The organism is Bacillus sp. ok061 (genome assembly GCF_900108285.1).
Lineage (GTDB): Bacteria > Bacillota > Bacilli > Bacillales > Bacillaceae_G > Bacillus_A > Bacillus_A thuringiensis_S.
In genome coordinates this window covers 61,802-80,592 of the sequence record NZ_FNUW01000014.1, presented here as the reverse complement: position 1 = coordinate 80,592, position 18,791 = coordinate 61,802, and the positions used below count along the sequence as shown (strand labels likewise).

Below are 18,791 nucleotides of genomic sequence, written 5' to 3'. Positions count from 1 at the left end.
TATTAGAGTTTTTTTTTAAAGTTTGCAATAATCCTTTTAATAATTATGTAATAAAAAAATGAATATATTGTTAAACTGTTATTTTTTTATATTTATTAATTCGAATTTTTAGTTGACACCCGTTGTGGCAAGGATTACAATAAATCTCGAAATTGATTTTTTCGCATATTACCGTTTTTCAATTTGCAGAAAAGTCAATATAAAAAAATGGGGGTTTCTTAACATGAGAATTAATACAAACATTAACAGCATGCGTACACAAGAGTACATGCGCCAAAACCAAACAAAAATGAGCAATGCTATGGACCGTTTATCAAGTGGTAAACGTATCAACAACGCTTCTGACGATGCAGCAGGTCTTGCAATTGCAACTCGTATGCGTTCACGTGAAGGTGGCTTAAACGTTGCAGCTCGTAATACAGAAGACGGCATGTCTTTAATTCGTACAGCTGACTCAGCTTTAAACTCTGTATCAAACATCTTACTTCGTATGCGTGACCTTGCAAACCAATCTGCAAGTGAGACTAATACTAGTAAAAACCAAGCTGCAATGCAAAAAGAATTTGATCAATTAAAAGAACAAATTCAATACATTGCGGACAACACTGAGTTTAACGACAAAAAATTATTAGACGGATCTAATAGTACTATTAATATCCAAACTCTTGACTCACATGATAAAAATAAACAAATTACAATTTCACTTGATTCTGCATCACTTAAAAACTTAGATATTACAGATTTAGCTATTGGCTCAAACACAGTTAACAAAAATGATCTTGATACACTTAATAATTCTATGAAACGACTAGAAACTGCAGCTGCAGATGCAGCTGTACAAGCTCAAGACGTTACAGATGCAAAAAATGCTTTTAATAAAGTCAAATCAGGTTATACACCAGCAGAAGTAGAGAAAATGGAAGATGCTTTCAAAGCTTATGATAAAGTAGTAGCTGATCCAGCTAAAACTGATGCTCTTCTCAAAGCTGCTGCAGAAAAGATTAATACAGAATTTAAAACACTAACAGCACCTACGGCAACAGCATTCGATCCATCTTCTTCTGTTGAAAAAATCGACAAAGCAATAGAAACAATTGCTTCTAGCCGTGCTACTTTAGGTGCTACATTAAACCGCCTTGACTTTAACGTAACAAACCTTAAAAGCCAAGAAAACTCTATGGCAGCTTCTGCTTCTCAAATCGAAGACGCTGACATGGCGAAAGAAATGTCTGAAATGACTAAGTTCAAAATCTTGAACGAAGCTGGTATCAGCATGCTTTCTCAAGCAAACCAAACTCCACAAATGGTTTCTAAATTATTACAATAAGCCATTTGAGTTAGTTTCCTGAATAAACCTCTCTGCTTGCGGAGAGGTTTATTTTTTCTATATAGATAGATTGAAAGATTTTTTAACTTAAAGAGAAGCTCTAATCATATTTAGTAGCGGTCAGGGCCTGTTTTATCCTCGTTCCGTGTATGAAAACAAAAAGATATAGTGAGCATACGCCCCTTTTTCTTTTCATAACCGTTTATTAGCTTTAGAACACTAACTATATCAATCTATAAGGAGTGTCTATTATGCGTATTGGTACGAATGTTTTAAGTATGAATGCTAGGCAGTCGTTGTATGAGAATGAGAAGCGTATGAATGTTGCAATGGAGCATTTGGCGACTGGTAAGAAGTTGAACAACGCTTCGGATAATCCCGCTAATATTGCAATTGTGACTCGTATGCATGCGAGAGCAAGTGGTATGCGCGTGGCGATTCGTAATAATGAGGATGCAATATCGATGCTTCGCACGGCAGAAGCTGCCCTTCAAACTGTGACGAATATTTTGCAGCGTATGCGTGATTTAGCTGTTCAATCTGCGAACGGTACAGATTCAAATAAAAACCGTCATTCGCTGAATAAAGAGTTTCAGTCTTTAACAGAACAAATTGGCTATATTGGCGAGATGACTGAGTTTAATGATTTATCCGTATTTGACGGTCAAAACCGCCCTTTTACATTAGACGATATCGGTCATACAATAAATATGACGAAACATATTTCCCCTTCCCCTACACAACATGACATCAAGATTTCAACAGAACAAGAAGCAAGAGCGGCAATTCGTAAAATCGAAGAGGCTTTGCAAAGTGTGTCACTTCATCGTGCCGATCTTGGAGCTATGATAAATCGTTTACAGCTCAATATTGAAAATTTAAATAGCCAAAGTATGGCGTTAACAGATGCTGCATCTCAAGTTGAAGATGCAGACATGGCGCAGGAAATGAGCGATTTTTTAAAGTTTAAATTGCTAACTGAAGTTGCACTTAGTATGGTTTCACAAGCAAACCAAATTCCGCAAATGGTTTCTAAGTTACTGCAATCGTAAAAATTCATCTTCCTTCTTTAGAACGATTCCATACAAAATAAAAGGGAAATACATATAAACTATGTATCTCCCTTTTATTTTGTACCCAAATTTTATTACTGTGTTACGGTCATAACTTGTCCGCTACGATCAACCATAATTTTCATTTTACCGTCTTGTGCATTATATAGCCCTAGTTTATGTAATTCCATTTTACAATCTTGTACGAAAGTTGGTAATTTACGAATTTGATCGATATCAGAACTTGTAATGAAATGAATTAAAAGCTGCGTCATGCCTTTAATATCTTGTACAAGCTCTTCTTTCTCTCGTTTTAACCTTTCATTTTCTAGTTGTAACGACTGCAATTCACCTTCTAGACTACGTATATTCTTTACTTCTCTAGAACGCCCTGCTGCCATGCTAGAAAGCTTATAAATACCTTCCATAAACTGATGTAGTTCGTCTTCTTTCCTTTCACTACATTGATTAATTGTTTCAAAGTTATCAACGATACCAGATATAACTGTTACAAGATTTTTTTCATCCTCTTTATGCTGAATCTCTTCTTTTAATTTGTACTCGTTTTCTTGTTTTCTTGCAACGATTGTCTCTTTTACTGGTATATATTTTCGCTTTCGTCCTGGTTTTTGTTTTTCAATATTTTCAAACGGCATTTCACGTTTTTTCAATTTATAATACGTATTTTGCAATTGACTTTCTGTTTTTGGAAAAAGATTTAGTTCATTTTTACTTACGTATTTTGAAATATTTAAAATGTTTAAACCGTGACGTTGACAAAATTGATACACTTCATACAGTAGCTCTAGTTCAGACTTCAGCCATGTAATTGCTGATTTTTCATATGCTCGCATCCCGCCATTTTTTTCTATATCTATTTGAAATAATACCATTCTATTATGTAAATCAACTAATTCTTCATACTTTACTTGGAATTCTTTTTCTATTTTTTTAAATTCCACCTTTAGTTGCATATCGTTCATTTTATTATTTGACATGTTTTGTAAAAGACCTAATACATTAATTGCTGTGTGGTGATACATAATCTGTGCCACTCCCCCTCATCCTTTCACAATTCTCATCTGACTCCCATGTCTTTTAAGAAAATAGCAATTTTTACATATCCATATTATAACAGTTCGAAATTATCTGTCAAATAATAAACATACAAAAATGTATAGAAAGTATAAAAATTTGGAAAATGTTTTTTATTAATATGCAAAATTGCATATTAATTACATTTAATTATATTATATGGTATTTTGAATATTTTTTCACCGAAAAAATTTGCGTTACCACGAAATATTAATAAAATAACCATCGAAAATACGTTCTTTTATATTTTTAAATCAAAAATCTTCAAATGAAGAATTTTCATACATACAGCACCAAACACTCCAGAAAACTTTCATTTTTCTACCAGCTTAAAATATAGAATACCAAAAAGGAATTAGCCATATGTAGCATTGGCTAATTCCTTCCTCTCTCTAACAGAATAGAGTTATAAACCCAGTCTTCAAATTCTCAATCGAAGTCTCACTTCTTCTTACCTAAAACTACTTCATACCTCTGAACTCACATCGCATAAGACTCTATTAAGCACTGAAAACTTCCTTACATAAGTAGTTCCTCTATTCCTACTAAATAGAAAAATGTTATACACCAGCTCTTCTACTTACCTATAACCACTCCATATGTCTGGTCTCAACATCACATAGGGCTCTATTAAGCACTGACCGCTCAACACTTGGCTAGCGTTTCTATTCCGGCTAAATAGAAACTTTTAAAGTACTAACTTATCAACTAAACCAATTAGCTCTTGAATATCTGGCTTACTTACTTGAGCATTTGCTCCTACAGCTTCACCTTTATGGAATAATTCATTTGTAATTAATGAAGAGAAAATAATGACTGGTAAACGATTCATTACTTCACTATCCTTAACCACTTTCGTTAAATGATGTCCATCCATTTTTGGCATTTCAATATCCGTAATTAGCAAGTGAATATGTTCAAACATTTTTTCGCCTTGCTCTTTCGCTAATTTTTCAATTTGCGCTAACGCTTCTGCACCATTGCTGAAGAAGTTCATTTTCGTATATCCAGCTGATGATAATGTTTCTTCTAATATTTGGCGTAGCATCGCTGAATCTTCTGCAATATAAATTACTTTTTCAGCTCGATCTGTTTTTTGTTCTAACCCTGCAATTGATTTATTGTCATAACCAGTGCCGCTAATTTCACATACAATTTTTTCATAATCTAATAGTAAAATGATTTTGCCATCTAGTTTTACAATACCAGATGTCGTTTCTTCTAGTCCCATAGATAATGAAGCTGGTTCATCAATTTGTTCCCACGAAATACGTTGAATACGATGCACTTCATCAACGCGGAAAATAACTTTCATTTGGTTTAATTCTGAAATGATAAATTTCGTTTGATCAAGTGGCTTTGTTGACTTTAAATTAAGAGCCATTGCCAAGTTAATAACAGGTAAAATTTCACCACGTACTTGAACAACACCTTCAACTGCATAATGAGATTCTGGCACAGTTGTAACAGGGAATGGATTAATGATTTCACGTACTTTCATTACATTAATACTGAATAGGTTTTCACCAACAGTGTACGTAACAATCTCTAATTCATTTGTTCCGCTTTCTAATAAAATACTTTGTGCTTGTGACATAAAGGTGTCGCTCCCCTTCCATTAATTCCGTATATCTAATTATTAAGCTTTATAAAAGCGAAAAAGTCAACTACCTATATAAAAAATATAGATAGTCGAACGATTCATTTTATAAAAAAACAATTAATCTTGTATAAACGAAGCAAGTGCCTCTAATAACACTTCTTGTGCTCCTACAACTTCCGTCGGCATTGCTTCCCATTTTTTCGAAAGCTCGGTCTCTACTCTTATTCTCAGCTCAGAATTCATTTCTGCTAGCACATATTCTTTCGTTGCTATATCAACATCCAGTAGCGCGAGTGCATATAATTCCGGGTCATTTATTTTTTCGAATAATCGTTTTAATACTACTGGTGCTATATGTTTTAATTTTTCAATATGAATTTCCTTATCCGAAAATAGTAACTCATACTGAATAAACGTAACATTTTCTTTAATCACTTTAAAATAACAATTATTTTTTTTATCATTCACAAAATAACCGTTTGGATCTGCAATAATACTCTCTACTTTACGAATTAAATCTGGCAAACTATTCGCCGCCATTACAGTCCGCTGCTCAACCTCACTCGGCGAAATGAATGTAACGCGATACTTATTTTGCGCCATCCTCCTCACCTCTCCTTTTATAGAAATTCAGTCTAATTGTATACTACAACTACCTTAAATTAACTTAAAACTATTTTATATTACCACTTCTTACACTACCACACTACTCTAGTAACGCTACATATCTCTGGTCTTACACATCGGTCGGGACTCTATTAGGCACTAACCGCTCCAAAACATCGCCAGGTCCTCTCTCAAAACCTAAAAAGTGCTTTTAAGAACCTTTCAATAACTCTATGTTATTAAACCAAAACGCTATCTGCTGATCCGTAATATTTGGCAACATAACAAAAAACTCACGACACTTCATCTCATCCTTAAACAGTTGATACTTCCAAACGCTATCGCTACCAACACTTATGAAATAAAACTCATGGATACGGCCAATGATTGCTTGTTTTTCGCCAAATGAATACGGAGGCACTTGCTTAATTTCAAATTGATCTGGTAAATATACATGCTCTTCTCGTTCTATTTTTAATACTTGCTCGGCAAGTTCACGTTTATTTTCGAAAAAAGGCAATTGTAAAATTCGCTCTTGTCTTGTCATACGAATAAAAAACCCTTTCTACTCCATTACATTTTTTCATTACGATATATTATCGAATTAAGTTTACAACTTCATTTAATACTTCATCTGAAACTTTAATTACTTTCGCATTTCCTTGGAATCCGCGTTGGTATAACATTAAGTCAACGAACTCTACAGATAAATCTACGTTTGCACCTTCTTGTGCACCACCACGTACTTTACCCGCACCGTTTTGACCAGATGCACCAAGAGCTAAAATACCTGTTGTATTCGTCGCTGTATAGTTACCATTACCTGTTTTCATTAGTCCGCCTTCGTTCGGGAACATCGCAACAGCTAATTGACCTGCAGATTTCATACTTCCATCAGAATATTTTACCATCACATATCCACCGTCAGCAATGAAGCAATCTTTAACCGTCGCTGCTGCTCTACCATCTACGTCTGTTACTGATAATGTTTTATCTGTTGGATGGTTTGTTAAATGACTTAAGTCTAATTTTATAGAGCCACCGTCAAATGGAATATTTGCTCCTTGCTCTTTCGGATTTGGATTTCCAACAGCATCAAATGTCATATTACCACCTGCACCTGGAACATCCTTAAACTCTGTTTCTTTTTTCGAGTCATTACGCATTTGTACTTTATATGTATAATTATGTTCACTCGTTTGTTTAAACTCTACACGCATTGTCCATGTATTCCCTGCATTATCATATACAGGTAAATCTTGTGTAATTTGTTTTTCACCAGTTGGAATATTCCCTTTAATTGTCCCTTTCGATGTTCGAATACCACCAATTGCTGTTCCCATTGGAATTTGCAACGGTCCTGGAATTCCAGATAAATCAACTTCACCGGTTGCCTCATTTGCAGGGTATGCAAATACGTATTGACCTTCAGTATTCGTAATATAGTAATCTGAAGATATCCCAAACGTACCTTTACGAGTAAATTCCATATTTCCGCCTTTTGAATCACCTACAACGAAGAAACCATTACCTTCCATTGCGGCTTGTGTTTTGCCACCTGTTAACGTAATTGTACCATCACTATAATCCGTAACCGTACCACTCATTTTCACACCGTTACCAATACTTTTCGGATTCGTTCCTGCATATTTACCGTCACCTTTTGCACCAATCGAATTGTTATATAGTAAATCATCAAACATTGCTTTTTGTTTTTTATAACCTACTGTTTGTGCATTGGCAATATTATTTGAAGTTACACTTAATGCATTTTGTGTTGCATTCATCCCTGTAATACTTGTATATAACGCTTTAATCATAACGTATGGACACTCCTTATGAATTTGTATTTTTTACTTCTTCAGTTACTTTTTGATCGTCTTTCTTTGCGTCTTCTGGATTTGTTTCTCCAATCGGTTTATCAGACACTCTCTCAACGAAACGAAGAGATACAACTTTATTGTTAATAACGAGCTGTACATCGTTATTTTCCGCAAGGCGAACCGTTTCTACTTGACCGGTTACTTTGTTTCCGTCACCGTCAACACCTCTTACATATTTACCTAAAAACTTCATTCCACCATCAAGTGCTGTTGAATACATCGTTGATTGCAGCTTATCTACTGCTTTCGTCATATTCTGTACTTGTTCCATAAGAGATAACTGTGCTGTCTGATTCATCATTTGATTCATATCCATCGCATTAAATGGATCTTGATGTTGAAAACTTGATAAAAACAATTTTAGGAAATCATCTTTCCCCATTACCCCAGGAGTCTTTTGCGCTCCTGCCGAAACTCCATTACTTTGTTGCACTGGCGATTGTACACCATTAACAGGTACATTACTTTTTTGCGCTCCTGCTTGTAACGGAATATGATTTGTACTCGTTGTATTTAACCCAACTGTTGGCACGCTTTATTCCTCCAATAATCCCGCAAATTCTGTTGATTGTTGTTTTTCATGATTTGTATTTGCTAATTTCTGTTTTTGCCTTTGCTCTTGTTCTCGCTGTTCTTTACGATTTTCATCTTTATCTGAATAGCTAATTTGAATATTGATTTCTTTTTCTTTTAACTTTAATTTCAATTCATCAAAAATGATTTCAACACGTTTTTTCGCATCGTGTTTTTCCATTTCTACGTGAACGTCAATTTGATCTCCGTGTTTTTTCATAAACACTGTTAATGTACCAAGTTTTTCTGGATTTAACTGGAATAAAACACGTTCTTGTTTCACTACAAATTTTTGCAGCGCTTCTACTTGCGCTTCCATTTTCTTTCCTAAGTCAGGTAATGAAACTTTCTCAGCACCACTATTTGATTTCCCTATTTGTTCGGTACTCGTCGTTTTATTTAATAACTCTGCACCTGCAGAGCTCGAATCATTTAATGCATCAACCTCTGGCAACTCTACCTTTGCATCATCGCTCTCAAGTTTTGGAAGATCTACCTCTTTAGACTCTTCTTGTTCCTTTGCAATATTACAAGTTTCGGTTTCTACAACTTTCAATGCTTGCATCGTTTGCTCTGGCATCTTCATTTTGTTTAATACCATTTGCATTGTATCTTCTAAACATATAGCATTTTTGATATTCATATTTGAAAGAAGTTCTTGTAATTGTTGTAATTCAGCTGCAGGTAATTCATTAAGTTTAATATTGCCATATTCTTTATATAGCTCTTGTATTTTTTGTATGTATTGATATAACAATTCCGGCTGCACATGTAATTGCTCAATTGCAACCATTTGCTCAGATACAGCTAATAACAACTGTTCTGTCTCTTTTTTTTCTTCTTTCTTTACATTTGGTTCTTCTTTTGTTACCGATTTTTTAGAAAGAATATAATCTTTTTTCTCTTCTGGTGGTGCTTCTTCTCGTTTCGTTTTCTCCGTTTGCGGCTGTTTTTTATTTTCCATTCTCATCGTACGATCGAATGAAGAATCTTCATTTTTTGATTGTACTTCTAGCCCTTTTTCTTTTTGCGGAGGTAAACTTTGTTGCACCGGTAATACAGACTGTATCACTACATTCACCTCATCCATTCATACACATTTTCAAATCCAGAAGCATTTTTTCTTCCAGCTTTTCTTGTGCTTTCGCAAGCTTTTTACAATTTTCTTGATACATCTCATCAATGACACGTTCTTTTTCTTTTACTTGCTCTAAAAGGCTTTCATTTTTTTGAATAAAACCTTCCGTTTTTTTAATTTTTCGATTCCATTCTTCTATTCTTTCAGGTGAAAACGTATGTGAAGAAAGCATGCCCGCCATAATACGTTGCCCAGTTTGTACGACTTTACTACGCGATTTCACAACATATAAATCATATTCTTTTTTTTGTTCTATTTTTCTTTTTTCAGCTGTTAATTCATACACTTCTTTTAAAATATGTTCTTTTTCTTGATTTATTTGCAATTTTATTGTGTCGTACTGCTGTTTATCCACCTGTTTTCATAGCCCCTTCCTATTATAACGTTCTCTTTTTCTATTATATAGTTTTTTTCCAAAAAAATCTGTGAAATATTAAAAAACAAAAAAATAAGACCTCTTAGGCAGAGGCCTTATACTATATGGTGTATCGCTTGAACGATATCATCAAATTGGAAACTATCCGATCGACCTTGCTTTAAAAATGTATTTATACCTTCTACTTTATTTTTACATTCAAAAATATAAGCATTTTCTTCATTTTCTTGAATCGTTCCTAACTTAAAATACAATTCATTTTCTTTATAAATTGATAAAATTTTCCTCATTTCATTTGCAAGTTGCCAATGATGTGGCGACACGATTTCTTCCATAATCCTACTTACTGAATCTAATACTGAAATTGCAGGATAATGACTAAGCGTTGCAAGCTCACGCTTTAATACAATATGTCCATCTAAAATACCACGTGCTAAATCTGGTACAGGGCCATTTAAATCGTCCCCATCAACAAGCACCGTATAAATACCTGTTATAGATCCCTTTTGTGTTTTCCCGGACCGTTCTAACAGCTTCTTCATATAACTTTCCATTAACAGTGTTTTACCACCAATCGGTAACTCTTTAACAGCAATATCAACACTTCTTCGTGCATCGGCAAAACGAGTAACAGAGTCCATCATAAGTAATACGTTATTGCCTTGGTCACGGAAGTATTCAGCAATAGACGTTGCGAGTTTCGCGGCACGAAGTTGCATAAGATGACTTTCATCTGACGTCGCTACAACAACGACGCTTTTTCGCATACCTTCCTCGCCTAACTCTTTTCGAATAAAGTCTTTTACTTCCCGGCCACGTTCTCCTACTAAACTAATAACGTTTATATCAGCTTTTGCATTTTTTGCTATCATTCCAAGTAAAGTAGATTTACCAACACCTGACCCAGCAAAAATACCAATCTTTTGACCGATACCAATTGTTAGCATAGAATCAATTGATTTTATTCCTGTTTCAAATACATCGGTAATCTCTTCACGTTCAAATGCATGTATAGGCGGTGCATCTAGTTTAATTTTCTGTAATGGAATGTTTTCAGCTTCCTCATTTAACACTTCACCATTTGCACTTAACACTTTTCCGAGCAAGTGATTACCACGTGGTACAACAACATCTTCTGAAATTAAAGTCACTGAATCTCCATAACATACTTTTTCTGTCTGTTCAAATGGAAGTAGCATATTATTTTCTTTTTCAATGGCAATCACTTCACATAAGACCTTATGCTCTCCAACGAAGCAAACATCTCCGATCTTCGCTTTCGGCCCTTTTGCTACGAAAAACTGTTCTTGTACACTATGAACTTTGCCTACTTTCGTATACAGCGGTGTTTCAATGAACTTATTCCATTTTTCGTTCTCATTCATTAACAGACGGCTCATACATTTTGCTCCTCAAATAACTTCTCTTCTTCCCATTTCTGACGAAGTTTCGCAAATATAGGTGCAAATTTAAATTCAAAGAACTCTTTCTCTTCTTCCAGAACAAATTCACCAAACTGCAGGGAGAAATCATATTTCCATTCTACTAATTGTAGTAACCAATATTCTTTCGTATTTTCCTTCTCTTCTTGAATACGTTCAAACGTTTCTGGATGTACTGTAATGATTAATTTTTCAAACGAAGTTGGCAATGTTTGCACGATGCCAGTTAAAATAGGTAACACATCAAGCGATCGTGAATCTACCGCTTGATTCACGATTTTTTCTGCTAGATGAAAAGATTGATCCCATAATAACTCTGTCCATTCATATGCTGTTTCTTGTTGTTCTTTTTGAAACTGCACACGCGCTGCTTCCATCTGTTCCATTTGTTCATGAATATGCATTTGAAATTGTTCTTTATCTTGTAATAACTGCTGCCGCTCTCGTTCTAGCATTTGCTTCTCTTGCCTTAGCTGATTCATTTCCATATGTAACGATTCTTGCTGGGCGCGAAGTTCTGCATGATCAGCTTGTAATTCTTCCTCTTCTATTTGAACTGAAGCTGGTTTTGGAAATTGTAATTCATACGTTTCTTCAGAAAAAGAAACAGAATTCTTCGGAATTCTGTTTTTAAATAAGGACATCCTCTTCACCTCTTTGAACGATAATTCTTCCTTCTTTTTCTAGCTTTTTCACTGTACCAGTGATCGTTTGCTGCGCTTTTTCAGCATCCGTCATCTTAAGCGGTCCTAAGCCATCTAATTCTTCTAGAATCATCTCTTTACGGTTTGAAGACATACATGTAAATAATTTCTCTTTAATTTCTTCTTTTGCAATTTTAAGTGCTTTCGCAAGAACACCGTTATCTGTAATTTCTTCTAATACACGGCGAAGCGCAAGATCTTCAAGACCAAGTAAGTCTTCAAAGACGAACATATTTTCTTTAATTTTCTCAGATAACTCATAATCGACTTCATCCAGCTTTTGAAAGACTGTTTTTTCAACACCACGTGAAACATTATTTAAAATGTTTACGATTGTTTTCAAGCCATCAGTTTTATTAATTGCACTGAATGCCATATTATTTAATTTCGATTTTAACAACTCACCAATTTGATTAATTAATTCACCATCAACTTGTTCTAACTTCGCAATACCCATTACCGTCTCTACTCGTTTATGATCTGGCAATCTCTCAATTAATTGAGACGCAAGCTGCGGTTTAATATAAGAAGCGATAATTGCAATTGTTTGTGGTGATTCATCATTAAGCACTGTAAGAAGTGGCTCTAAATCTGTAAGTGAATTTAAGAATTCAAATGGATTATCTTTGTTATACCAAAGGTCTTCCAATAATTTTTCCAGTTCGTCTTCTGGCATGTTTTTAAATATGCGACGAATGTATTCTTTATCTGGAGTGACTAAGTTCAATTCTTTTACATTTAGTTCATATAAGAACTCTCCTAGTACATTTTCTAACGTTTCTGGTTTATATACACGAAACTTCGCGATTTCACGAAGTAATACTTCTTTTTCCTCAGCTGTCATATATTCAATGACTTTTGCTGCCACCCCTTCTTCTAATGTACGAATAAGGATGGCAGCTTTTTCTTTGGAGGAGATTTCATCTAACATCGTTGTTCCTCCCTTACTGTCCGTTTAGCCATTTTTTAATTACTTTTGCAGTACCTTCTACATGTTCTTTCGTAGCATCCTGCACTTGTTCATCTAACGTTGGTTCTTTCGGTTCTTCTGGTTCAGGTTTTGGCTCTGGCACTATTTTTTCTTCAGGAATTTCCAAGATACTTTCATTACTTGCAGCAATTTCATCTTCTGCTAAGTATTCTTCATATTCCTCTTCTTCTTCTTTCTTTCTCTTACGTCTTGCTAATAAGAACCATACTAGACCACCGATCGCTAATAAGCCAGCTGTAATTCCACCGAATAACCACCAGTTCATGCCACTTTTTTCTGGCTCTTTCTCTTTTTCGACTTTCGGCTGATCGAACTGAACAGTTACAACGTTAACTTGACCATTTATAAAGTTACCGTTTGGATCAGCTTGAAGTCCTGCCGCTGTTCCGATTGCTTCTTTAAAAGTTGTCATATCCATTCTACGTTTTACTAGCGTATCATTATCTACCCATACAACAACATTTGTTTTCGTTAATTCTGGGTGTTTCTTAATTGTTTCAACTGTTTTATCTATTTCATAGTTTTCAATTTTGTTACCATTTTTATTATCATAGACAACTTTACCATTTTGATTATTGTTCGTACCGTAGTTTGGCACTTCACCGTTCGCTGTAATACCAGCACCTTGCTTCGTATCTGTCCCTTCTTGCGCAGTAGAACTTTCCTCTTGCTCTTGTTTACTACGAAGTACACCTTTATCACCATACTTTTCTGACTGACGTGTAACTTCATCGTAGTTTACAGATACTTTCGTATTCACTTTATATTCATTCGGTTTAAACATCGTCATTAACGTTGCATCAATATCTTGCTTTAATTTACCTTCAAGTTGATGCTGCATCTCTACTTCTTTCTCATAAGAAGAAGAACTACTAGAATGTGCTTCATCTGTCCCTTTTGAGATAACACCTTTTTTACTATCAATAACGCTTACTTCTTCTGCCTTTACACCAGGAACTGCTGCACTTATCATTTGCTGTATACCTGCAACTTGATCAGCTGTTAACAATTGGCCACGCTTCACTCCAACCGTAATCGCCGCTGTTCCTTTTGCTTTTTCTTCATCAAAAATTGTCTCTTTTTCAGGCAATGTAATTTGAACATTTGCCGTTTCAACTGTCGCAAAGTTTCTTACAATATCTTGCTCCAATTGCTTCTTCGTACCGACAATTTGCTTCATTTTTTTATCTTGCTCACTTGAACCGAGCGAGCTTTCTAATAAAATTTCCTCACCGCTTTTAGAATTAAACGGTAAGCCCATCCCATTCATTTCTTTTCGAACCCATGGAGCATCATTCTTTTGCACACGAATCGAACCATCGGCCGCTAATTGATAATCGACACCTAACTTGGATAATTCTGCTGTAATCTCTTGTTTATCTGTATCATTTAAATTTTGATATACAACAACATATTTATCTGGCAAGGTGAAGTATAAAAGTGCTCCTGTTACAATCGCTAAAAGCGCAGCACCAATTACTAACTTATGCCACGTTTTTAACGATTGGATAACATTTTTCATCTTTTCCATTTAAACACACCCGTCCACTTTCCTAAATTTGCATATTAATTAGTGACTTATAATTTTCAATAAGATTATCACGTACGAGAGCAGCTGTTTTCATTTGAGACTCAGCTTTCTTTTGCTGAATTAAAACGTCATGTGTTTCTCCTACCCCTTTAGTTAGTAAATCATATACTGCTGTTTGCGCATTGTTTTGCGTTTGATTCATATCTTCCAATAAATCAATAAACTTTTTCCCCTCAACTACAGATGTTTGAGAAGTTTTCGGTGCACCAATTGACTGAATTGCTCCAAATGGTTGTGTATGTAACATTGGTTGGATTTTCATATTACTATCTTCCCCCTTATCCTCGGCCGATTTCTAAATCTTTATCAAGCATTTTTTTATTTGCATTTAATACACTCGTATTTGCTTCATACATTTTTTGAGCAACCATAACATTCGTCATTTCAGCAGTTACATCAATATTTGGATAACGTACATATCCTTCTTCATTTGCATGCGGATGCGTCGGATCATACACTAAATTTTCCGTTTTGTCTGCTTCAATACTTTTTATTTTTACTCCGTTAGTAGGAGCCCCATCTAGCATACTTGCAAAACTATTGTTTGATTCTAGCACCACACTACGACGCTCATATAAATCTGCCCCCGGAGCCGCCGTCGTATTTGCATTTACAATATTGTTAGAAGTAACTTCCATCCACTTTCTCGCTGTCGTTAGCCCTGAGCCACTTGCATTAATTGCCTGAAACATCCGTTGTCTCTCCTTCTACTTTTAACGTCCGCGTGCCGCTTGGTTAATTGCATATTGTGTATTAATTGCGTTAACTGAAATACCGTATAACTGATTTGTTTTCATTAAATCTAGCATTTCTGTCGTTACATCCACACTATTTCCGTCTTTATTCGTTTGCATTGATTTTGTTTGAATCTTTGCATATGTATTTTTCGTATTTACTGTCGGCAAGTGCATTTCATTCGTTTGATATAAATCTGGATTGCTCTTTAAATCAGCCGCATTGTTTTTATATAATGCACTACTTTTATTCATCTGCTCAGCAAATGTTACATCTTGTGCTTTATAGCCAGGTGTATTCGCATTTGCAATATTACTAGAAACAGTATTTCGTTTCGTCACTAAATAATTCATATAATGGCTTACATCACTCACTAAATCTGGCATATTCCACACCCTTTCTTTTCTAACGTAATGATCCACTGATAGAAGTTTCACTTCATTATTTATTTTCTTATATGCGTTTATTAAAATATTTACTATTATGTACCCTTACATATTTTATTCCATTTTTTCATTGTTGTCTTTAGAAAAATACAAAAATATAAAAAAGAATGCAAAAAAACTGTATACCATAGTAATCTAAAGAACATTTCAATATATGAACTATAAACTAAAATCCGTTTTTCTATTATTTAGATTACTATTTTTTTCATCACAGTCATAAAATGAAACCTCAATCAGCGGATTTCTTTATTTAAACGAAGGAATAGACCCCCTTTTAAAAGGGGAATCTGTTTCCAAACGTTATTATTAATATTTACCGTAAAATGAATTAGCCTTCATTCGCCCATCATTTGTCATAATCATTTCTTCCAAAATCTTTTGCTTATCCCGAATATGCTGAGCTGCCTTAATAATGAACGGGCTTACTTCTGCTGCAACTTGCGTACGTTTTTCTTCATCTAGTGTCATCATCCAACGATTTAACATCTCACTCTTCTCAGCAAACTCTTCATCTGACACTTGCAATTCACCGATTTCATTAAAACAGCTGACAAACGTCCGATAAATATCATTGTTCATTTTCAAGTGCTCCGCGGTAACCGTCTATTAAATCTTGTAACACTTTCACAATTGCATCAATATCTTTCGCTTCACGCGTTACTTTCATCGTTTGAATTTGAATGCTAATCCAATCGTATAAACCATATAAGCTATCATATAAATCTTTCGTAATTTCAGGATTTAATTGAAGCTTTAGTTCTTCAAAAATACGTTCTAGTTTTTCAAGAAGTGCGTCCCCTTCTTGTAGATTAAAAGTATGTAAAAGTTCTTCTAAATTACGAAACTCTACAATACATCTTTCATAAATAAAAATTGTATTTTTAATCGGATTACTCGTCATAATATCATTTTGCATATAACGTTGCCATGCTTGCATACAATCACTTCCTTAGATTTCATTAATCATCACTTTTTTGTTTTGTCATTGCTTTAATTGTTTTTAGTTGGCTATCAAGCGCTGCTAATGTACTTTCTAGTTTTTGATACTTTTTCACAATTTCATCTTGTTTTTGTTTATTTTGCATATCAATATCGCTAATTTTTCTATCTAAATCACTTACACGCGAATCTATACTCTTTACTCGTTCCCCAACGACACCTTTATCACCGAAAAGCTTTTCAAGCGGGGCTTCCATCATTTTTCCTAAACCATTTGAGCTAAAGAAAAATTGTTTAGCTGTATCTGGCTTTTCTTTTAATGCCTTTGTTAGAGTTTCATCATCGACTTCTAATGTCCCATCCTGCTTTATTTGGATACCAAAAGTAAATAAATAATTATCATCTTGAGAAAATGTTACAACACTATTCATTACTTGGCGTATACTTTGCATAATTACTTGTCCCTGGAAGGCTCCATCTTTTCCAGCAAAAAGATCTACTGTAGAAACCGCTTTATTATAATCTGCCACCATTTTTTTTATAAGGTTGGATGCTTCTGTTACGTTTGAATCACTTACTGTAAATTTTAAATCTATTCCTTTTGTGTCTGTACCAGTTCCACCGTCCGATACCTTCGATTCAGTTACTTTTAATAACTCCACTTTTACACCAGGGAGTGTTTCAATTGTATTACTAGCACTTTTTCCTTCAATGCCATTAATACTGTATATTGCATCCTGTGCTTCATTAACGACGTTCACTGCTTTACCATCCACTGTAGATAAGCCCATTTTTTGGAACAAATCAGATTTTTCACTTGTAAACTTAATTTCGCCTCCCATTCCCTCTTTTTTAGCAGACATAAATACTTTGCCACCAAGCGTATATGCAGAAACACCATAGTCACCATCATTAATTTTATTAATTAAGTCCTTATAAGTCATTTCCGTTGTTACTTTAAGTAGTTTCCCATTAATTTCCAATGTTTCTTCTGCAGGTAATTTTTCATCAATTTTAATATCATTTGAAGCAATTTGATGGCGTTGCGCAAGTTGCTTAATTGTCATATTGAATGTTCCTGAGATTGCTCCGCCATCAGCTATTACATTAATATAGCCATCCTGTGTTGTTGTAACTTTTTTTTCATTCCCTTTAAATGATGCTAAGTTTTTAAATGTTTGTGTAAAAGAACTAAATTCTGTTTTTAAACTTGTATATAATTGTTTATCTTGTGTAAGTTGTTGTTTTTCCGTTGTATACGGTGTTTTTTTCATATTTAATGCTTGCAATTCTAGTTCTACAAGATTAGAAGTATCAATCATATTATTTCCTAGGTTCCAAATTTGTTGTCTGCCGCCAATACCTGTTAATGTTCCTGCCATGTTGTATCACTCCTTATTCGTTTACATATAATCTAAAATGCTCGTTTTACTCATCGTACTAACTGCTTTAAGCGTCGCTTCATACGTTGCATTTATATATGCTAAGTCAGAAATTGCGACCGCTAAATCGACATCCTCAATTTCTTTACGGTTTTCTTGAAGCGCTAAATTTTGCTCGCTTAAAATTGTTTTAAATGTTTCCATTGTGTTCATTGTTGAACCAACTTCAGTTGTACGGTTAATGATACCATCTAAGTTTTTCTTATTTTCTCCTAATAACGGTTGTAATGCTTTTTGGTCACCTTTTTGCATCGCTTCGCTCATCTGTTTTAACGTTTTTATAACTGGTGATAATAACGCTTCTCCGTTACGGAACGCTTTGAATTCATAACCGTCATTTAGTTGCCAGTTCACATCATTTTGTCCACCTTGATACGTACCATCTTCTGTAAATGGTGGCTTCTCTGCACTATCCCCACCGAAAATATAACGGCCTTGCTCTTTCGTATTTGCTAAATATACAACTTGTTTTAAAATTTGATCAATCTCTGCACCGATGGCTTTCAATTCTTTTTCACCATTTTGTTCACTTAATGCTTGTACTGTTAATTGATCTGCTCTTGTTAAAGATTTCAAAACACCTTGTAAAGTATTTTCAGTTTGTGTTAATACATTTTTCGAATCCGCTATATCTTTTTGCATTTGCTCCATATTCGCCAATGAATGTTGAATCGCAAATGACTTACTTGCCGCAAGTGGATCTTCACTCATAAGAAGGTTTTTCTTCCCTGAAGTTACTTGATTTCGATGATATTGCTGTTGCACGTTCAAATCCATTAACTGATTCTTTGCCCAGTTTGCATTTTGAAATGTAGATACTCTCATTTCTATCTCCTCCTTATATATTT

Annotated in this window: 21 protein-coding genes; 2 read left to right on the top strand and 19 right to left on the bottom strand. The window is 34.6% G+C overall.

Annotated elements, in window-relative coordinates:
* The first annotated feature begins 223 nt into the window (after positions 1 to 223).
* Entirely contained in the window at positions 224 to 1,327 is a 1,104-nt protein-coding gene (locus C4S65_RS18830; protein ID WP_001222396.1) for a flagellin, read from the top strand.
* 251 nt (positions 1,328 to 1,578) lie between these two features.
* The gene (locus tag C4S65_RS18825; RefSeq protein WP_098838411.1) at positions 1,579 to 2,379 is read left to right on the top strand and encodes a flagellin; all 801 of its coding nucleotides are present in this window, start codon (positions 1,579 to 1,581) and stop codon (positions 2,377 to 2,379) included.
* 95 nt (positions 2,380 to 2,474) lie between these two features.
* Here the strand turns inward: C4S65_RS18825 and C4S65_RS18820 are convergent, their stop codons facing one another.
* The 19 genes from C4S65_RS18820 to C4S65_RS18725 all read right to left on the bottom strand — a co-directional run bounded on the left by C4S65_RS18820 (position 2,475) and on the right by C4S65_RS18725 (position 18,768).
* The gene (locus C4S65_RS18820; RefSeq protein WP_142391555.1) at positions 2,475 to 3,422 is read right to left on the bottom strand and encodes a DNA-binding domain-containing protein; all 948 of its coding nucleotides are present in this window, start codon (positions 3,420 to 3,422) and stop codon (positions 2,475 to 2,477) included.
* A 740-nt stretch (positions 3,423 to 4,162) separates the two neighbouring features.
* Complete coding sequence (locus C4S65_RS18810; protein ID WP_098838409.1) at positions 4,163 to 5,071, bottom strand: chemotaxis protein; 909 nt, start codon at positions 5,069 to 5,071, stop codon at positions 4,163 to 4,165.
* 123 nt (positions 5,072 to 5,194) lie between these two features.
* Entirely contained in the window at positions 5,195 to 5,680 is a 486-nt protein-coding gene (locus C4S65_RS18805) for a hypothetical protein (protein ID WP_000068302.1), read from the bottom strand.
* A gap of 214 nt (positions 5,681 to 5,894) precedes the next feature.
* Positions 5,895 to 6,230, bottom strand: coding sequence for a DUF3964 family protein (locus tag C4S65_RS18800; protein ID WP_000198166.1), 336 nt, complete (start codon positions 6,228 to 6,230; stop codon positions 5,895 to 5,897).
* A gap of 49 nt (positions 6,231 to 6,279) precedes the next feature.
* Positions 6,280 to 7,503 (bottom strand): flagellar hook protein FlgE, encoded by a 1,224-nt coding sequence (locus C4S65_RS18795; RefSeq protein WP_000588320.1) that lies wholly within the window; start codon positions 7,501 to 7,503, stop codon positions 6,280 to 6,282.
* 16 nt (positions 7,504 to 7,519) lie between these two features.
* On the bottom strand, positions 7,520 to 8,098 hold the full coding sequence (locus tag C4S65_RS18790) for a flagellar hook assembly protein FlgD (RefSeq protein ID WP_001143460.1): 579 nt from the start codon (positions 8,096 to 8,098) through the stop codon (positions 7,520 to 7,522).
* Between the two features lie 3 nt (positions 8,099 to 8,101).
* On the bottom strand, positions 8,102 to 9,211 hold the full coding sequence (locus C4S65_RS18785) for a flagellar hook-length control protein FliK (protein WP_050844814.1): 1,110 nt from the start codon (positions 9,209 to 9,211) through the stop codon (positions 8,102 to 8,104).
* Between the two features lie 10 nt (positions 9,212 to 9,221).
* Positions 9,222 to 9,632: a hypothetical protein gene (locus C4S65_RS18780; RefSeq protein ID WP_000360860.1), complete on the bottom strand. Its 411-nt coding sequence runs from the start codon at positions 9,630 to 9,632 to the stop codon at positions 9,222 to 9,224.
* A 116-nt stretch (positions 9,633 to 9,748) separates the two neighbouring features.
* The gene (gene fliI / locus C4S65_RS18775; RefSeq protein WP_097981822.1) at positions 9,749 to 11,053 is read right to left on the bottom strand and encodes a flagellar protein export ATPase FliI; all 1,305 of its coding nucleotides are present in this window, start codon (positions 11,051 to 11,053) and stop codon (positions 9,749 to 9,751) included.
* Positions 11,050 to 11,739, bottom strand: a complete 690-nt coding sequence (locus C4S65_RS18770) for a FliH/SctL family protein (RefSeq protein WP_016082179.1) — start codon at positions 11,737 to 11,739, stop codon at positions 11,050 to 11,052. Before C4S65_RS18770 ends, fliI begins: the two co-directional genes overlap by 4 nt.
* Positions 11,726 to 12,730 carry a flagellar motor switch protein FliG gene (gene fliG, locus C4S65_RS18765; protein ID WP_000883364.1) on the bottom strand — a complete coding sequence of 335 codons (1,005 nt, stop codon included), beginning with the start codon at positions 12,728 to 12,730 and terminating at the stop codon, positions 11,726 to 11,728. The genes C4S65_RS18770 and fliG overlap by 14 nt, the downstream gene beginning before the upstream one ends.
* A gap of 13 nt (positions 12,731 to 12,743) precedes the next feature.
* Positions 12,744 to 14,321, bottom strand: a complete 1,578-nt coding sequence (locus C4S65_RS18760; RefSeq protein WP_098838408.1) for a flagellar M-ring protein FliF C-terminal domain-containing protein — start codon at positions 14,319 to 14,321, stop codon at positions 12,744 to 12,746.
* Between the two features lie 22 nt (positions 14,322 to 14,343).
* On the bottom strand, positions 14,344 to 14,643 hold the full coding sequence (fliE, locus tag C4S65_RS18755) for a flagellar hook-basal body complex protein FliE (protein WP_000701672.1): 300 nt from the start codon (positions 14,641 to 14,643) through the stop codon (positions 14,344 to 14,346).
* Between the two features lie 16 nt (positions 14,644 to 14,659).
* Entirely contained in the window at positions 14,660 to 15,073 is a 414-nt protein-coding gene (flgC, locus tag C4S65_RS18750; RefSeq protein ID WP_000484680.1) for a flagellar basal body rod protein FlgC, read from the bottom strand.
* Positions 15,074 to 15,094: 21 nt separating this feature from the next.
* Positions 15,095 to 15,502, bottom strand: coding sequence for a flagellar basal body rod protein FlgB (gene flgB / locus C4S65_RS18745; RefSeq protein WP_001113110.1), 408 nt, complete (start codon positions 15,500 to 15,502; stop codon positions 15,095 to 15,097).
* 366 nt (positions 15,503 to 15,868) lie between these two features.
* Positions 15,869 to 16,141 carry a flagellar biosynthesis protein FlgG gene (locus C4S65_RS18740; RefSeq protein WP_141539114.1) on the bottom strand — a complete coding sequence of 91 codons (273 nt, stop codon included), beginning with the start codon at positions 16,139 to 16,141 and terminating at the stop codon, positions 15,869 to 15,871.
* Positions 16,131 to 16,499, bottom strand: coding sequence for a flagellar protein FliS (locus tag C4S65_RS18735; protein ID WP_016077910.1), 369 nt, complete (start codon positions 16,497 to 16,499; stop codon positions 16,131 to 16,133). Before C4S65_RS18735 ends, C4S65_RS18740 begins: the two co-directional genes overlap by 11 nt.
* Positions 16,500 to 16,521: 22 nt before the next feature.
* Complete coding sequence (locus C4S65_RS18730) at positions 16,522 to 17,883, bottom strand: flagellar hook-associated protein 2 (protein WP_098838407.1); 1,362 nt, start codon at positions 17,881 to 17,883, stop codon at positions 16,522 to 16,524.
* Between the two features lie 21 nt (positions 17,884 to 17,904).
* Positions 17,905 to 18,768, bottom strand: coding sequence for a flagellar hook-associated protein 3 (locus C4S65_RS18725; RefSeq protein ID WP_098532928.1), 864 nt, complete (start codon positions 18,766 to 18,768; stop codon positions 17,905 to 17,907).
* Positions 18,769 to 18,791 lie beyond the last annotated feature (23 nt).

Bases quoted from the DNA above. Each gene is read 5' to 3' on its own strand.
- C4S65_RS18830 (WP_001222396.1), top strand. From the start codon at position 224: ATGAGAATTAATACAAACATTAACAGCATGCGTACACAAGAGTACATG.
- C4S65_RS18825 (WP_098838411.1), top strand. From the start codon at position 1,579: ATGCGTATTGGTACGAATGTTTTAAGTATGAATGCTAGGCAGTCGTTG.
- C4S65_RS18820 (WP_142391555.1), bottom strand. From the start codon at position 3,422: ATGTATCACCACACAGCAATTAATGTATTAGGTCTTTTACAAAACATG.
- C4S65_RS18810 (WP_098838409.1), bottom strand. From the start codon at position 5,071: ATGTCACAAGCACAAAGTATTTTATTAGAAAGCGGAACAAATGAATTA.
- C4S65_RS18805 (WP_000068302.1), bottom strand. From the start codon at position 5,680: ATGGCGCAAAATAAGTATCGCGTTACATTCATTTCGCCGAGTGAGGTT.
- C4S65_RS18800 (WP_000198166.1), bottom strand. From the start codon at position 6,230: ATGACAAGACAAGAGCGAATTTTACAATTGCCTTTTTTCGAAAATAAA.
- C4S65_RS18795 (WP_000588320.1), bottom strand. From the start codon at position 7,503: ATGATTAAAGCGTTATATACAAGTATTACAGGGATGAATGCAACACAA.
- fliI (WP_097981822.1), bottom strand. From the start codon at position 11,053: ATGAGCCGTCTGTTAATGAATGAGAACGAAAAATGGAATAAGTTCATT.
- C4S65_RS18770 (WP_016082179.1), bottom strand. From the start codon at position 11,739: ATGTCCTTATTTAAAAACAGAATTCCGAAGAATTCTGTTTCTTTTTCT.
- fliG (WP_000883364.1), bottom strand. From the start codon at position 12,730: ATGTTAGATGAAATCTCCTCCAAAGAAAAAGCTGCCATCCTTATTCGT.
- C4S65_RS18760 (WP_098838408.1), bottom strand. From the start codon at position 14,321: ATGGAAAAGATGAAAAATGTTATCCAATCGTTAAAAACGTGGCATAAG.
- fliE (WP_000701672.1), bottom strand. From the start codon at position 14,643: ATGAAAATCCAACCAATGTTACATACACAACCATTTGGAGCAATTCAG.
- flgC (WP_000484680.1), bottom strand. From the start codon at position 15,073: ATGTTTCAGGCAATTAATGCAAGTGGCTCAGGGCTAACGACAGCGAGA.
- flgB (WP_001113110.1), bottom strand. From the start codon at position 15,502: ATGCCAGATTTAGTGAGTGATGTAAGCCATTATATGAATTATTTAGTG.
- C4S65_RS18740 (WP_141539114.1), bottom strand. From the start codon at position 16,141: ATGAACAATGATATTTATCGGACGTTTGTCAGCTGTTTTAATGAAATC.
- C4S65_RS18735 (WP_016077910.1), bottom strand. From the start codon at position 16,499: ATGCAAGCATGGCAACGTTATATGCAAAATGATATTATGACGAGTAAT.
- C4S65_RS18730 (WP_098838407.1), bottom strand. From the start codon at position 17,883: ATGGCAGGAACATTAACAGGTATTGGCGGCAGACAACAAATTTGGAAC.
- C4S65_RS18725 (WP_098532928.1), bottom strand. From the start codon at position 18,768: ATGAGAGTATCTACATTTCAAAATGCAAACTGGGCAAAGAATCAGTTA.